Here is a 14,857-nt window from a genome sequence, read left to right as displayed (position 1 = left end):
CGCTGTACCGCTGTACCGCCGTGGGCAGTCGTTCCGCTGGGGCGGAACGGGTTGGGTGGGCACAGCCTGCGCCACCGGACGCCGTCCCGCCCCGGTCCAGTCCCGCGAAACACCAGTGGGCCCGCCCCAACCAAGGGACGGGCCCACCGATCGTTCAGTCAGACCGACCTCAGCCGGCCAGGATCTCGCGCGCGAGCTTGGCGGTCTCGGTCGGCGTCTTGCCGACCTTCACGCCCGCCGCCTCCAGCGCCTCCTTCTTCGCCTGGGCGGTGCCCGACGAACCGGAGACGATGGCGCCCGCGTGACCCATGGTCTTGCCCTCGGGGGCGGTGAAGCCCGCGACGTAGCCGACGACCGGCTTGGTCACGTTCTCCTTGATGAAGGCCGCGGCCCGCTCCTCGGCGTCGCCGCCGATCTCACCGATCATCACGATCAGGTCGGTGTCGGGGTCGTCCTGGAACGCCTTCAGCGCGTCGATGTGCGTGGTGCCGATGATCGGGTCACCGCCGATGCCGACACAGGTCGAGAAGCCGATGTCACGCAGCTCGTACATCATCTGGTACGTCAGCGTGCCGGACTTCGAGACCAGGCCGATGCGGCCCGGCTTGGTGATGTCGGCCGGGATGATGCCGGCGTTCGACTGACCGGGGGTGATCAGGCCGGGGCAGTTCGGGCCGATGATGCGGGTCTTGTTGCCCTTCTTGCCCGCGTACGCCCAGAAGGCGGCCGTGTCGTGCACCGCGATGCCCTCGGTGATGACGACCGCGAGCGGGATCTCGGCGTCGATGGCCTCGACGACCGCGTCCTTGGTGAACTTCTCCGGGACGAAGATGACCGTGACGTCGGCGCCGGTCTTCTCGATGGCCTCGGCCACCGAGCCGAACACCGGGATCTCCGTGCCGTCGAAGTCGACGGTCTGGCCCGCCTTGCGCGGGTTCACGCCACCGACGATGTTCGTGCCGGAGGCCAGCATGCGCTTGGTGTGCTTCTGGCCCTCGGAGCCGGTCATGCCCTGGACGATGACCTTGGATTCCTTGGTGAGGAAGATAGCCATGGTTGTGTGTGACCTCGTCCCTTACTTCGCGGCAGCAGCCAGCTCGGCGGCCTTGTCGGCCGCGCCGTCCATGGTGTCCACGCGCTGCACGAGCGGGTGGTTGCGGTCGTCCAGGATCTGGCGACCCAGCTCGGCGTTGTTGCCGTCCAGACGCACGACCAGCGGCTTGGTGACCTCTTCGCCCTTGGACTCGAGGAGCTCCAGGGCCTGCACGATGCCGTTGGCGACCGCGTCGCACGCGGTGATGCCGCCGAAGACGTTGACGAAGACGGACTTCACGTCCGGGTCGCCGAGGATGATCTCCAGGCCGTTCGCCATGACCTCGGCGGAGGCACCGCCACCGATGTCGAGGAAGTTGGCCGGCTTGACGCCCTTGTGGGCCTCACCGGCGTAGGCGACGACGTCCAGGGTCGACATGACCAGACCCGCGCCGTTGCCGATGATGCCGACCTCGCCGTCGAGCTTGACGTAGTTGAGGTTCTTCTCCTTGGCGGCCGCCTCGAGGGGGTTGGCGGCGGCCTTGTCGTGGAGCTCCTCGTACTCGGGGTGACGGAACTCCGCGTTCTCGTCCAGCGACACCTTGCCGTCGAGGGCGATGACCTCGCCGGAGGCGACCTTCGCGAGCGGGTTGACCTCGACGAGGAGGGCGTCCGACTTGATGAAGGTGTCCCACAGCTTGATGAGGACGTTCGCGACCTTGTCGGCGACCTCGGCCGGGAACTTGGCGGCCTCGACGATCTCGCGGGCCTTGGCCTCGTCCACGCCGTCGATGGCGTCGATCGCGATCTTGGCGACAGCCTCCGGGCGGGTGGCCGCCACCTCCTCGATCTCCATGCCGCCCTCGACGGAGGCGATGGAGAGGAAGGTGCGGTTGGCGCGGTCGAGGAGGAAGGAGACGTAGTACTCCTCGATGATCTCCGGAGCGGTCTCGGCGATCATGACCTTGTGGACCGTGTGGCCCTTGATGTCCATGCCGAGGATGTCCGTCGCGCGGGCGACGGCCTCGTCCGGGGTGGCGGCCAGCTTCACGCCACCGGCCTTGCCACGACCACCGACCTTCACCTGCGCCTTGACGACGGACTTGCCGCCCAGACGCTCGGTGATCTCGCGCGCCGCCTCAGGCGTGTCGATGACTTCACCGGCCAGCACCGGTACATCGTGCTTGGCGAAGAGGTCCCTCGCCTGGTACTCGAACAGGTCCACGCGCTTCCGTCCCTATCAGTGATCTCGCGGTTCGTTGGATGCGTGGGCGTGCCGCGAAGGGCAACGTGACGTCCGCTGTGTCACAAGGGGAGCGCACACGGTGTCCGAGCGCGCGGCATGTCCGTCTCGCAGGTTATCGCCGCTTGCGGAGGGTCTCTAAATCGCGGGTCACACCTGAGCGGTGATACCTGTCACATGATGCCGTGCTCTCTGGCACGGCGTGCCGCGAAAGAAGGACCTCACCGGGTTGGGGTTGACCCGGTGAGGTCCCCTGAACAGCCCCTCAGGAGCACAAATGCAACGGCCCCGGGGGCTCGGGGCGGGCGATCCCCACCCCAATGGGGATCGCCCACCCCCATCCGCGGGGTTTCGGCCGGACGAGCCGACGGCTTTCGGCTGTCCGAGACCTCGGGTCCTCGCGGAGCCGGTCGGGTGCCTTACGAAGGCGCCGCCCGGCGCGCCCCGTACGGCACCGATGGATCAGACGGAGATCAGACGGAGTACGTGCCGTAGTGACCCGGCTGGAGGTAGCTCGGCGCGGCCGACTCGGCCACACCCTGGGCGCCGCTCACCGCGTTACCGCCCAGGGAGCCCCCGGACGCCCGGACGGTCCCGGTGAGGTCCCCGGCGAACGGCGTGACCTGACCGGCGACCCCCTGCGCGAACGGGTCGACCTCGCCGACGACCCCGTCCGCGAAGGGCCGCACGTCGCCCGCCACGCCGTACGCCAGGTCCGCGGCGCTGCCCGTCACGCCATGAGCGAGGGGCTGCACGGTGTCGTTGACCGTCTGCACGACCGGCTCCACCGAGCCCACCACGCCGTACGCGAAAGGCTGCACATCGCCCGCCACGCCGTACGCCAGCTGCGTCGCGGTCCCGGCGACGCCCTCGGCGAACGGCGGAACCTGGCCGGCGACCCCGCCCGCGAACGGCCGCACATCGCCCGCCACGCCGTGGGCCAGCCGCGTCGCATCCCCGACGGCCTGCCCGGCGACGGGCACGACCCCGTGGACGGCGGTCCGGGCGACCGGCGGCAGCACGGACGCGGCCACGTCGCCGGTCACCTCACCGACCACCCCGTACGCCGCCGGATGCGCCTCAGCCGCGACGCCGTACGCGAGCGCGGACGCGTTCCCGGCCGCGTGCTGCGCGAGCGGCTGGACGTCCGCGACGACTCCCTGGGCCAGGCCGGTCACCTTGCCGACCGCGTGCCCGGCGACCGGCAGCACGCCGTCGACGACCGCGCCGGCGACCGGGGGGAGAACGGCGGCGGTGGTCTCGTCGACCACCGGCGTGACCGTGCCGGGCACGCCGGTGACCGTGCCGACGACCTGCTGCTTCACGCCGGTGACCGTGCCGACGACCTGCTGCTTCACGCCGGTGACCGTGCCGACGACCTGCTGCTTCACGTCCGTGACCGCGCCCGTGACGTGGCCCGGGACCGCGGAGACACTGGCGCCGACGGCGCCCTTCACCTCACCGGCCTTCCCCTGGGCCGTGGTGACCGCGTCGGCAGCCCGGCCCTCGGTCCCGGCGACGGCCTGCTGCGCGGCGCCGTTCGCGCCCGTCGCGGTGCGGCCCGCGCCCGCGACGGTGCTCCGCACCCTCGTACGCACCACGCCGTCGACGCCCTGCGCCTTGGTGCGCGCGGCGTTCTGCACGCCCTGGAGCTTGGTCTGCGCGGCGGCGAGCGCCTGCTCCAGCTCGGGGGCGAAGGCCGAGAGGGGACCGAAGAGGTAGTCGATCTCGTTCTGCGGGTCGGTGGCGTCGGAGACGACGGCCGTGGTCGCGGCCTCGGCCCGGTCCGCGACCGTCATGGCCTTGGACGCGGCGGCGTGCGCGGCGCCCTTCGCCTGCGACGGGTGGGTGCCGGACACCTCGGCGTCGACGTACCGGCGGGCCTGGCCCGTGCCGGCTGACGCCGTCTTGACCCGGTTCTCGGCCTTCGCGGTGGCCGGAGCGCTCGTGGCGCCCGTGACGGCGGACTTCGCCGTGGCGGCGGTGTCCGTCACGGTCGAGGCCGCGCCGTCCACGGCCGTGCCGTGCGTGACGCCGGAGACGGTGTTCTGCACGTCGGCGACGACACCGTCCACGGTGTCGGTGACCGCGCCGACCGTGTCCGCGGCGTCGACGCTCACGTCGGGCGTGGACAGGGACGACGCCGGCAGCTCGTCCGCGCTGGCGACGGTGGAGCCGAGCGCCCACGCGCCGGTGACACCGGCGGCTATGACGATGGAGCGGCGGATGTTCTTGTTCATGTGTGCGTCAGATCCTTCGGGATTCCGGGATTCCGGGAGTTCGGGATGTACCGGTGTGCCGAGGCCTGTCGCGATGTTCGCCGGTGTCGGTGTGGGGCCGACGAATCCATGGGCGGTCCGGGGAGTGGGACGGGCGGCCATGGATGCGGTCCGGCTGCGACGGCTCGGGGCCCGGTGGTTTCCGTCCGGGGATCGGAGGGGTGTCCGGACGGCGGGCAGACCTGTTCCGCCCCCGCGCGGCAGGTCTCGCGGGGAGGAGGTACTGCCCTAGCCGGGGAACTCGGGGATGTCCCGGTGCCGATCCCTGGTCCCGCCCGCGGTGGCGACCGCGGTGGCGCCGGGTACGAGCCGCAGGGGCGCCCGGTGGTTCGACGCGACGGCGTGCCCGTCGCCGTGGCGTGGCGCACCGCTGTCCACGGCCGGCTGCTCGCCGAGCGCGCCCGTCGGGTCACCGCCGGGTGCCTGGTGCCGGGGCAGGTGCGCGGTCCGCCCGAGGTCGGGGGCACGGTGTGTGTGCTCTCCCGCCGTCGCGTCGGTCGCCGCGGGGACCCCCGGCCCGTACGCACCGGTCTGCCTCTGCTCCGCCGTCGTCCCGTGCTCCGTACCGCCGCCCGGCTGCTGCGCCACCGACAGCGCGGGCACGGTGTGCACCGGCGGCGTCGGGACCCCGGGCAGCCCCGGCAGACCGGGAACCGCCGGAAGGCCGGGAAGTCCAGGCACAGACGGCAACGAAGGGAGCGTCGACCACTGCGACGGCGCGTCCGCCAGCCCCTCGGCCACCGTCTGCACGAGCCCCCCGACGGGCCGGCCGACCCTGTCTCCGGCCGGCCGGACGAGCCCGTCGGCGACGGGGCGCACGACCTGGCGGACCACGCGGGAGACCGCGGGGACCGTCTCGGTCACGGAGATGACCGGGCCGGCCGGGGCCCCGGAGGTGCTCACGGTGGGCTGTTCAGGTGAAGACGCGGGGAGCTTGCGGTGAATCGTGTGCCCGACCGGAACTGACGGACGCGTCCCGCGCTCCGTCACCTCGGGCGAACCCTTCACCACCTGCTCTGCGGCCCTGCTGACAGTCCCTTCGGTCCCCTGAACCGCTGCTGCGACCGGCCTCGCGGCCCCTATCGCAGGAGAGGCCGGAGCCGCGGAGACCGCGGGTGCCGCCTCCGCCGCCTGTGCCTGCTCCCCCCAGAGGAGCCCCAACGCGAACAACCCGCCCACCAGCAGCGCCAGACGCAGCGCACGCCGCCCGGCCGCCGTACGCATCGCGCGCAGTGCGGCACCGGCGAAGGGCAGTGCGGCGGGCAGGGTCAAAACGGGGAGAGCCTCCGTGCGGCGGGACGAGGTGGTACGGGGCGAACACGGCGCACCGTCGATGGCGAAGCGCCGTCGATCCTCGCACGGGACTCCCGAGGTTGCGCAAGCCCCCCGTTACCGATGGGTAGTCATATCCGGTTTCCCTCCCTGCGTTGTGTGGTGTCCGGTTTGGGAAGTGGTCGTCACCTGCCGGCCTCACGCCGTTTCCGGTATCGGCAGGGGCCGTTTCTCGATCGCCGCCGCCATCACCTCCGGGAACAGGTCGGGCGTGCACGCGAACGCCGGTGCGCCCAGGGCCGCGAGTGCCGCCGCGTGCTCCCGGTCGTACGCGGGCGCCCCTTCGTCGGAGAGCGCTAGCAGCGCCACGAACTGCACCCCCGACGCCTTCATCGCCGCCACCCGCTTGAGCATCTCGTCGCGGATCCCGCCCTCGTACAGGTCGCTGATCAGGACGACGACCGTCTCCGTGGGGCGCGTGATCTGCGACTGGCAGTACGCCAACGCCCTGTTGATGTCCGTACCACCACCGAGCTGGGTGCCGAAGAGGACGTCGACCGGGTCGTCGAGCTGGTCGGTGAGGTCGACGACCGCCGTGTCGAAGACGACCAGCCGGGTGGCGATGGACCGCATGGACGCGAGGACCGCCCCGAACACCGACGCGTACACCACCGATGCCGCCATCGACCCCGACTGGTCGATGCAGAGGACGACCTCCTTCTTCACGGACCGGGACGCCCGTCCGTATCCGATCAGCCGCTCCGGCACGACCGTCCCGTACTCGGGCAGGTAGTGCTTGAGGTTGGCCGCGATCGTGCGGTTCCAGTCGATGTCGTGGTGGCGGGGCCGGCTGACACGGGCGCTGCGGTCGAGGGCGCCGGTGAGCGTGGCCCGGGTGCGGGTGGCCAGCCGCTTCTCCAGATCCTCGACGACCTTGCGCACCACCGCCCGTGCCGTCTCCTTGGTGGTCTCCGGCATCGCCTTGTTGAGCGAGAGCAACGTGCCGACCAGGTGCACGTCCGCCTCGACCGCCTCCAGCATCTCGGGTTCGAGCAGGAGCGTGGACAGCCCGAGCCGGTCGATGGCGTCCCGCTGCATGACCTGGACGACGGACGACGGGAAGTACGTCCGTATGTCCCCCAGCCAGCGCGCCACGGACGGTGCGGACGCCCCGAGCCCAGCCGAACGGTCCCTCCCCTGCCGCGGTCTGTCCCCCTTCCCGTACAGCGAGGTCAGCGCCCCGTCCATGGCCGCGTCCTGCCCGGTGAGCCCGTACCCGGTGCCGTCCGCCGCGTCTCCGCCGAGCACGAGCCGCCAGCGCCGCAACCGCTCGTCGGCACCGGCCGGATCCCCCATCGAGGGCATGGCTCCCCCGCGGCCGGTCGTGTGCGTGCTCATCGGGCCACCCCCACAAGGTCGTCGACTTCGCTGCCGTCGGGCTCGTCCAGGCCGAGCAGCAGGCGCAGCACCGGCATCACCGCGTCCGCCCGCCCGGCGTCGAGGTCGGACGCGAACCCGGGGACGCCCGCCCCGGTGACCACCGCGCTCCCCCGCGCGCCCGGCCCGCGCCGCACCAGTTCGCCGAGCGTGCGGCGCACCCCCGGCTCGTACGCCGAGAACGTGCGCCGCAGCAGGGGCAGTACGTCGGTGAACGCCTCCGCGGGCACCCCGGTCAGCCAGGCGTCCACCAGCCCGAGCAGCCGCTCGTCGTGCACGAGCAGCATCCCGCCGCCGGAGCCGCCTCCGACGAACCCCTCGATCCACGCGGCCGCGTCCGCCGGCGCGGTCCCCGGGGACAGTACGAGCCCCATGAGCCGTGCGGCCTCGTCCTGTGCCAGTTCCCCGTCGTCCAGGAGCAGCCGCACGGTCCGCCCGCGGATCACACCGGGAACGGTGTCCCGCCCGGAGAGCACCCGCAGCACGGCGCGCCACCGTGCGCGCATGTCGCCGTGGGCCGCCGCTGTTCCCTCCCCGAGCAGCCCGACCGCCCCGTGCACCGCGTCCACATGGCGCCGCATCTCCTCGGCCGCTTCCGCGTCGAGCGCGGCGCACGCCGGTGGCAGCCCGACGAACACACGCTCGGCGAGGCCGGCCGCGACGCCCGCCAGGGCCTCGGTGTCCGTGCCGCGCACATCTCCGTAGCGCAGGGAACGGACCAGGGCGGGCAGGGCCTGGGCGAGATGGCCGACGTCGGCGTCGAGGGCCGCACGGTCGGCGAGGACCCGCATCACCACGGGCAGCGCGTCCGGCAGCTCCGCCAGCAGGCATCGCTCGGCGAGCGCCGTGACGTCGGCGAGTGCCTGCGCGGCGACCGCGTCCGTCTCGGCCTTGGCGGTCGCGGCGGCGAGCACGGTCGTCCCCCACACCCCGGCCTCGGCGACCCGCACCGCCAGCTCCGGCTCCCAGCGCAGCCGCCAGGTCTCCCGGAACGTCCCCGTGCTCCCCCGCGAGGCCATGGGCTCGCCCCAGCCGACGCCGAGCAGACGCAGCCGGTGGAGCAGCCGGCTGCGCTCGGTGTCCGTCTCCTTGCGCAGGTCCAGCTCCAACTCCCGCTCCGACGGCTCCGGTTTGAGCCGCAGCCGCTTCTGAAGGCGTGCGAGGTCCCGCTGCAAGGGCACGGCAGGCGCGGACGCCGGCACCTCCCCCAGGACGTCACCGACCACGAGCCGGTCGTGCACCAGGGCCAGCGGCACGTCCGAGCCCTCGCACATCACCGCCCGCACCGCGTCGGTGGTCTCGGACAGCCCCGGCAGCGGGCGTCCGCGCAGCGCCGCGAGCGTCCCGGCGAGCCGCACCGCCTCGATGACGTGCGCGGACGACACGATCCGGTCCTCCTCGCGGAGCAGCCTGGCGACCTTGGTCAGCCACCGCTCGACCGGCCGGTCGGGGGCGCTGAACAGATGCCCGTACCAGCCGGGCGAGTCGATACCCGCCCCGTAACCGCCGGCCCGCGCCAGCCTCCGGTAGGTCCAGGGCACCCAGGTCATGTCCGTCTTCACCTTGGGCAGCCCCTTCAGCAGGGCGCGGTCGGCGGCGACAGTGGTCCTCTGCCGCAGCGCGGGCACATGCCAGGCCCCGCACACGACCGCCACGTCATGCTCGAACTCGCGTTGGGCTGCGCGCACTTGGAGTCGCATGTACGCCTCCCGCACGAGGTCCCGATCGTGTCCCCCGGTGCCGTACTCCTCCCGCAGCGCGGCCATGGCCTCCCCGAGCGCGGCGAAGGGCGCGAGCGCGTCACCCCTCCCCACGCCCCGGTGCTCGACGACGTCCTCCCACCACCGCTCCGGATCGTCGTACCCGGCGGCCTCGGCGAGCACGGCGAGGGGGTCGATACGGACGGTGTCCTCGGAAGCCTGAGGTGGGCCGGAGGGCTCGCCGGCTCCCGAAGGCGTCGGACCGGACGCGCCGGGCCGGTCTGCGACCTCCGGCTCACCGGACCCGTCGCGCGGCGACGCGTTCCTCTCACCCTCCGCCTCCGGGGACTCGCTCTCCCCCTGGTCCGGCGTCGGGGTCGGTTCCTCCTTCTCCCATGCGAGCGTGTGCGTCGCCGGCAGATCGATGAACCGGGCCGGAACGCCGTGTTCCAGCGCCCACCGGATCGCCACCCACTCCGGGGAGAACTCGGCCAGCGGCCAGAACGCCGACCGTCCGGGCTCGTCCACGGCGTGCGCGAGCAGCGCCACCGGCGGCCGCATCTCCTCGTCCGCCGCGAGTGGGATCAGTGCGTCCGCCTCCGGTGGCCCCTCGATCAGCACGACCCGTGGCCGCGCCGCCTCCAGCGCGGCCCGCACGGCCCGGGCGGACCCAGGCCCGTGATGCCGCACTCCGAGCAGCAGCGGCCCCGGGCCGACCGCCCCGCCCGGCGGCCTGTCAACGCCTGTCACTCGATCCCCCTCGCGGCCCGGACCACCCGGGGTCGTCGTTCCCCCTCACTGCCGCGACCTCGGACTCGAAGTCGGAGTGGCTCATACGGTCACCTCCCGGCACGCGCGGTAGAAGTCCGTCCAGCCGTCGCGCTCGCGGACCACCGCCTCCAGGTACTCCTGCCAGATCACGCGGTCGGCCGCCGGGTCGCGGACGACGGCGCCGAGGATGCCCGCGGCGATGTCGCTCGCGCGCAGCACGCCGTCGCCGAAGTGGGCGGCCAGCGCGAGTCCGTTGGTGACGACGGAGATCGCCTCGGCGGTGGACAGCGTGCCGCTGGGCGACTTCAGCTTCGTCCGGCCGTCCGTCGTGACGCCGCCGCGCAGCTCGCGGAAGACCGTGACGACGCGGCGGATCTCGTCGATGCCGTCGGGCACGGCCGGCAGATCGAGCGAGCGTCCGATCTGGTCGACCCGGCGGGAGACGATGTCGACCTCGGCGTCCGCGCTCTCCGGGAGCGGCAGCACCACCGTGTTGAAGCGGCGGCGCAGGGCGCTCGACAGGTCGTTGACCCCGCGGTCGCGGTCGTTGGCCGTCGCGATCAGGTTGAAGCCGCGGACGGCCTGCACCTCCTGCCCCAGCTCCGGTATCGGCAGGGTCTTCTCCGAAAGGATCGTGATCAGCGTGTCCTGTACGTCGGCCGGGATACGGGTCAGCTCCTCGACGCGTGCGACCGTCCCCTCGGCCATGGCCCGCATGACGGGGCTGGGTACGAGCGCGTCGCGACTCGGGCCGTGCGCGAGCAGCCGGGCGTAGTTCCAGCCGTAGCGGATCGCCTCCTCCGGGGTCCCGGCGGTGCCCTGCACGAGCAGGGTCGAGTCGCCGCTGATGGCCGCCGCCAGATGTTCGGACACCCAGGTCTTCGCCGTGCCGGGCACGCCGAGCAGGAGCAGGGCGCGATCGGTGGCGAGCGTGGTGACGGCGACCTCGACGATGCGGCGCGGGCCCACGTACTTCGGCGTGATCACCGTGCCGTCCGGCAGGGTGCCGCCCAGCAGATACGTGGCCACGGCCCACGGCGACAGCTTCCAGCGGGCCGGACGCGGGCGATCGTCCTGCGCGGCCAACTCGGCGAGTTCGGCCGCGAAGGCGTCCTCGGCGTGCGGCCGCAGCGCTTCTGCCGTGGCTTGCTCCTTGTCCTCCGCGGGCGAGCGCACGGGCTCTCCCGTCGGTGGGCGCACGCGTGCGGACGGCTGCCCGACCGCGTCTGCGGTCCCGCCTTCGTTCGCGGGCGCGGACTCGCTCGGGCCCGGTTCGACGGACATCGGATCAACGGACACACGCATGGCCACTTCCCCCTCCAGCTCGGCCGGTTCGGATCTGCCACCAACCGTGCACCACGCCACTGACAATGCGTGGTGACCTGCGCAAACGACCTCGCGGCGATCGATTGTCAGTGCCGGGATCTACCTTCGATGGCATGACTCAGCAGGGGGTGCGCTGGACGGCGGACCAGGTGCTGGCACTGGCGCCTGACGTCGCGTCACGCAAAGCGGGAAGCAAACTCGGCGCGGCCGGGCCGTGGTCGGAGGCGGGAAGTTCTGACGAGGGGACGGTGTGGGGGCTGTGCAAGGGCAGTGGCAGCACGCCGTATCAAACGGTCGTGGACATCGCGGACGCGGCCGGGCCGGCCTACAAGTGCAGTTGCCCGAGCCGCAAGTTCCCGTGCAAGCACGCGCTGGGACTGCTGCTGCTCTGGGTGGGCGGGGACGGCACGGTGCCTCGGAGGCAGGCGCCGGACTGGGCAGAGCAGTGGATCAAGGGGCGGAGACAGCGCGCACAGGAGAGGCGGACGGCCGGCGGTTCGGAGTCCGGCGCATCCGCCGATCCGGAGGCGGCCCGGCGCAGGGCGGAGCGGCGGGCCGAGCGGATCACTGCGGGGGCGGCCGAGCTGGAGCAACGGCTGACCGACCTGCTGCGCGGCGGCCTCGCCACGGCCGAGCAGTCGGGGTACGGGCTGTGGGAGGAGACGGCGGCGCGGATGGTCGACGCGCAGGCTCCGGGACTGGCCGCGCGGGTACGGGAGTTGGGGGCGCTCCCGTCGTCGGGGCCGGGCTGGCCGGTGCGGCTGCTGGAGGAGTGCGCGCTGCTGCATCTCCTGGACCAGGGCTGGCTGCGCCGCGAGCGGTTGCCGGACGGTCCGGCGGCGACGGTCCGTTCGCGGGTCGGCCTGCCGGGCTCACCCGACGGCCCACCCGTCCGCGACCACTGGCTGGTGCTGGCGCAGTACGACACCTCGGACAGCCGGCTCACCACGCGCCGGATCTGGCTGCACGGGACGGAGTCCGCCCGCACCGCGCTGCTCCTTTCCTACGGGGCGGCCGGGCGTGCCCCGGAGTTGGCGCTGCCGGTGGGCCTGGCCTTCGAGGCGGAGCTGTCCGTGTATCCGGGGGCCGGGCTGCGGGCCGCCCTGGGCGAGCGGTTCACGCCTCCCGCGCCGACAGCGGCACGACCACCGGGCGTGACCACGCACGAGGCGGCGGAGCGCTACGGGGAGGCGCTCGTGGCCGACCCGTGGCTGGACTCGTTCCCGGTGACGCTGGGCCGGGTCATACCGACGCCGGTCGAGGACTCCTGGCAGCTGGCGGACGCGGACGGCGGTACGGCCCTGCCGCTCACTCCGTCGGCGGGCGCCCGTCCGGGGCTGTGGCGCCTGGTCGCGCTGTCGGGCGGTGCCCCGGTCACGGTCTTCGGCGAGTGCGGCCACCGCGGCTTCACCCCGCTCACCGCCTGGTCTCAGGGCCCGGGAGAAGCGGTCCCGCTGTGCTGACGACACCTCTGGCGATTCCGTACCGATGTGGAAGGGACTGACATGAGTGCGACCCCCGCTCCGCCGGACACGCCTTCCTCCGTGTCCTGGGAAGAGCTCGTGACCGTCGCGCTGCTGGGCACCGACCGGCGTACGCCGCCCTGGCTCCCGCCCGGCCGCGAGGCGCCGACGGCGCTGCTGGACCTGGCCGCCGTGGAGACCGTACGTCGCAGGGCCGGGCTGCGCCCCGCACCGGCCGGGGCCCGGCCGGAGCCCGCGGCCGCGGACCCACGCCCGTCGCTGCCGCCCGCGGCGGCCCGTAGACTGGCCATGCTGCTGTCGGACCGCCCCGGCACGGCAGGCGGCGGCCGCCGAGGGACGGCACCCGACCTCATGGAGTTGCTCCCCCAGTGGCTGTCCCTGGCCAACGAGCGCGGCTTCACGGCACCCCCGGAGACGTTGCCGGCGCTCCTGGACGCGGCCCGGGGCCGTACGGACCTTCGACCGGCGGCGCTGACCTTCGCCGGCCCGCGCGCGCTGTGGCTGGCCCGGCTGAACCCGGACTGGCGTTTCGCGCTGCGCTCCGCGCCCGGCGGCGGCTCCGAGCTGCCGCCACCAACAGAGACGGACCGCATCCGACGACTGTGGCAGGAAGGCCTGTTCGCGGAGCGGGTGGCCCTGCTCACGGCACTCCGCGTACGGCAGCCGGCCGTCGCCCGTGAGCTGCTGACCACCACCTGGGCGACGGAGCGCGCCGAGGACCGGCTGATGTTCCTCGACTCGCTCCGCACCGGGCTGGAGCCCGCCGACGAGCCGTTCCTGGAGCAGGCGCTCTCCGACCGGAGCCGCAATGTGCGGGCGACGGCGGCGGAGTTGCTGTCGGCCCTGCCGGATTCGGCGCTGGCCGGGCGGATGGCGGCGCGGGCGGGGGCGTGCGTGGCGATCGACCGTACGCAGGGGGAGCCGACGATCGTGGTCGAGGCCCCGCACGAGTGCGATCCGGGCATGGAGCGTGACGGGGTGGCGCCGAAGCCCCCGGCGGGGCGCGGCGAACGATCCTGGTGGTTGGGCCAGTTGGTGGAGGCGGCACCGCTCGGCTCATGGGTGGCACGGCTCGGTGGGCGTACGCCGGAGGAGATCGTCGTGCTGCCGGTGGCGGACGACTGGCGGGACGAACTGCACGCGGCATGGTGCCGGGCGGCGGTACGGCAGCGGAACCCCGGCTGGTCCCGGGCTCTGCTCGGACCGCCCTCGGCAGCGGAGGCCGGGGGCCCGGGGGCGGTGTCCCTGGCCGAGCGGGCGAAGCTGCTGTCGACGCTGGCCGCGGCGGAACGGGCCGAGTGGGTCGCTGGTTTCATCGCCACACATGGTCTGTCGGAGGCGTTCCAGCTCCTCGGGGTGTGCGCGGTCCCGTGGGCCGCTCCCCTGGGACGGGCGGTCGTGGACGCACTCGACATCGCGCGGGACGCGGGCAGTTATCCGTGGAGCTTCAGCGGGGTGATGGGTCTGGCGGAGCGCTGCCTGGACCCCGCGGAGGCGAGCCGCTTCGACGCGCTGACGGCGACACCCGACGAGACGGAGGACGCGTCGCCGGGGGCGGGCGGTTATTGGGCGGAGGCGTTTCAGCGCCTGACGACGACGTTGCGCTTGCGCGCGGCTATGCGGGAGGAGCTGGGGATGCCGTGAGGGGGCACGGAGCCGTGGGTGCCGGAGCCGGGGGTGACCCGGGGGATGTTTTCGCCCCCGCCGCCCCTACCCTTCCCGTACCTGGGGGCTGCGCCCCCAGACCCCCGCTGTCGGCCTTGACGGCCTCGTCCTCAATCGCCGGGCGGGCTGAAAGATTCAGCCCGCCCGGCGTTTGAGACCGTAACTACGCCTCCGCCGGCTGCCGTACGTTCGCCCGTACCCAGTCCACGATCGACGCGGTCGTCGCCCCGGGCGTGAAGATCTCGGCGACGCCCTTCTCCTTCAACGGAGGGATGTCCGCCTCGGGGATGATCCCGCCGCCGAAGACCAGGATGTCCTCCGCGTCGCGGTCCTTCAGAAGATCGATCACCGCGGCGAACAGCGTGTTGTGCGCGCCGGACAGGATCGACAGCCCGATCGCGTCGGCGTCCTCCTGGATCGCGGTGTCGACGATCTGCTCGGGCGTCTGGTGGAGGCCGGTGTAAATGACCTCCATACCCGCATCGCGCAGCGCACGCGCGATCACCTTGGCCCCGCGATCGTGGCCGTCGAGCCCCGGCTTGGCCACCACCACGCGGATCGGACCGGCTGCCACACCCATCACTGCCTCCATGAAGCGACTACTCCACCCTGTACCGACGTGCCGCTCTGCCGCCACACCACCGCACC

At 73.0% G+C, this 14,857-nt stretch carries 10 protein-coding genes; 2 read left to right on the top strand and 8 right to left on the bottom strand.

Annotated features, from left to right (window positions below; all coding sequences use genetic code 11):
- Positions 1–169 precede the first annotated feature (169 nt).
- From sucD to Q2K21_RS04005, 7 genes are all read right to left on the bottom strand, one after another.
- On the bottom strand, positions 170–1,054 hold the full coding sequence (sucD, locus tag Q2K21_RS04035) for a succinate--CoA ligase subunit alpha (RefSeq protein WP_310765417.1): 885 nt from the start codon (positions 1,052–1,054) through the stop codon (positions 170–172).
- Between the two features lie 21 nt (positions 1,055–1,075).
- Positions 1,076–2,257: an ADP-forming succinate--CoA ligase subunit beta gene (gene sucC / locus Q2K21_RS04030; RefSeq protein ID WP_310765415.1), complete on the bottom strand. Its 1,182-nt coding sequence runs from the start codon at positions 2,255–2,257 to the stop codon at positions 1,076–1,078.
- A gap of 491 nt (positions 2,258–2,748) precedes the next feature.
- Positions 2,749–4,515, bottom strand: a complete 1,767-nt coding sequence (locus Q2K21_RS04025; protein WP_310765413.1) for a hypothetical protein — start codon at positions 4,513–4,515, stop codon at positions 2,749–2,751.
- 267 nt (positions 4,516–4,782) lie between these two features.
- On the bottom strand, positions 4,783–5,457 hold the full coding sequence (locus Q2K21_RS04020; protein ID WP_310765411.1) for a hypothetical protein: 675 nt from the start codon (positions 5,455–5,457) through the stop codon (positions 4,783–4,785).
- 567 nt (positions 5,458–6,024) lie between these two features.
- On the bottom strand, positions 6,025–7,224 hold the full coding sequence (locus Q2K21_RS04015) for a VWA domain-containing protein (RefSeq protein WP_386277191.1): 1,200 nt from the start codon (positions 7,222–7,224) through the stop codon (positions 6,025–6,027).
- Positions 7,221–9,713 (bottom strand): DUF5682 family protein, encoded by a 2,493-nt coding sequence (locus tag Q2K21_RS04010; protein ID WP_310765409.1) that lies wholly within the window; start codon positions 9,711–9,713, stop codon positions 7,221–7,223. Before Q2K21_RS04010 ends, Q2K21_RS04015 begins: the two co-directional genes overlap by 4 nt.
- Positions 9,714–9,794: 81 nt before the next feature.
- Complete coding sequence (locus tag Q2K21_RS04005) at positions 9,795–11,039, bottom strand: AAA family ATPase (protein WP_310765407.1); 1,245 nt, start codon at positions 11,037–11,039, stop codon at positions 9,795–9,797.
- Between the two features lie 134 nt (positions 11,040–11,173).
- Here Q2K21_RS04005 and Q2K21_RS04000 point away from each other — a divergent pair, with 134 nt between their 5' ends.
- Entirely contained in the window at positions 11,174–12,523 is a 1,350-nt protein-coding gene (locus Q2K21_RS04000) for an SWIM zinc finger family protein (RefSeq protein WP_310765405.1), read from the top strand.
- A gap of 42 nt (positions 12,524–12,565) precedes the next feature.
- On the top strand, positions 12,566–14,188 hold the full coding sequence (locus tag Q2K21_RS03995) for a DUF5691 domain-containing protein (RefSeq protein WP_310765403.1): 1,623 nt from the start codon (positions 12,566–12,568) through the stop codon (positions 14,186–14,188).
- 184 nt (positions 14,189–14,372) lie between these two features.
- Here Q2K21_RS03995 and Q2K21_RS03990 read toward each other — a convergent pair whose 3' ends face one another.
- On the bottom strand, positions 14,373–14,789 hold the full coding sequence (locus tag Q2K21_RS03990; protein ID WP_310765401.1) for a cobalamin B12-binding domain-containing protein: 417 nt from the start codon (positions 14,787–14,789) through the stop codon (positions 14,373–14,375).
- Between the last annotated feature and the right edge of the window lie 68 nt (positions 14,790–14,857).

The organism is Streptomyces sp. CGMCC 4.7035, assembly GCF_031583065.1.
In the GTDB taxonomy this organism is placed as follows: Bacteria; Actinomycetota; Actinomycetes; order Streptomycetales; family Streptomycetaceae; genus Streptomyces; species Streptomyces yaanensis.
The sequence above is the reverse complement of the archived record's forward strand: the minus strand, read 5'-3'. Positions and strand labels throughout refer to the sequence as shown.

What these genes read in the sequence shown, in the direction of transcription:
- sucD (WP_310765417.1), bottom strand. Translation starts at nt 1,054, where the DNA reads ATGGCTATCTTCCTCACCAAGGAATCCAAGGTCATCGTCCAGGGCATG.
- Q2K21_RS04025 (WP_310765413.1), bottom strand. Translation starts at nt 4,515, where the DNA reads ATGAACAAGAACATCCGCCGCTCCATCGTCATAGCCGCCGGTGTCACC.
- Q2K21_RS04015 (WP_386277191.1), bottom strand. Translation starts at nt 7,224, where the DNA reads ATGAGCACGCACACGACCGGCCGCGGGGGAGCCATGCCCTCGATGGGG.
- Q2K21_RS04005 (WP_310765407.1), bottom strand. Translation starts at nt 11,039, where the DNA reads ATGCGTGTGTCCGTTGATCCGATGTCCGTCGAACCGGGCCCGAGCGAG.
- Q2K21_RS04000 (WP_310765405.1), top strand. Translation starts at nt 11,174, where the DNA reads ATGACTCAGCAGGGGGTGCGCTGGACGGCGGACCAGGTGCTGGCACTG.
- Q2K21_RS03995 (WP_310765403.1), top strand. Translation starts at nt 12,566, where the DNA reads ATGAGTGCGACCCCCGCTCCGCCGGACACGCCTTCCTCCGTGTCCTGG.
- Q2K21_RS03990 (WP_310765401.1), bottom strand. Translation starts at nt 14,789, where the DNA reads ATGGGTGTGGCAGCCGGTCCGATCCGCGTGGTGGTGGCCAAGCCGGGG.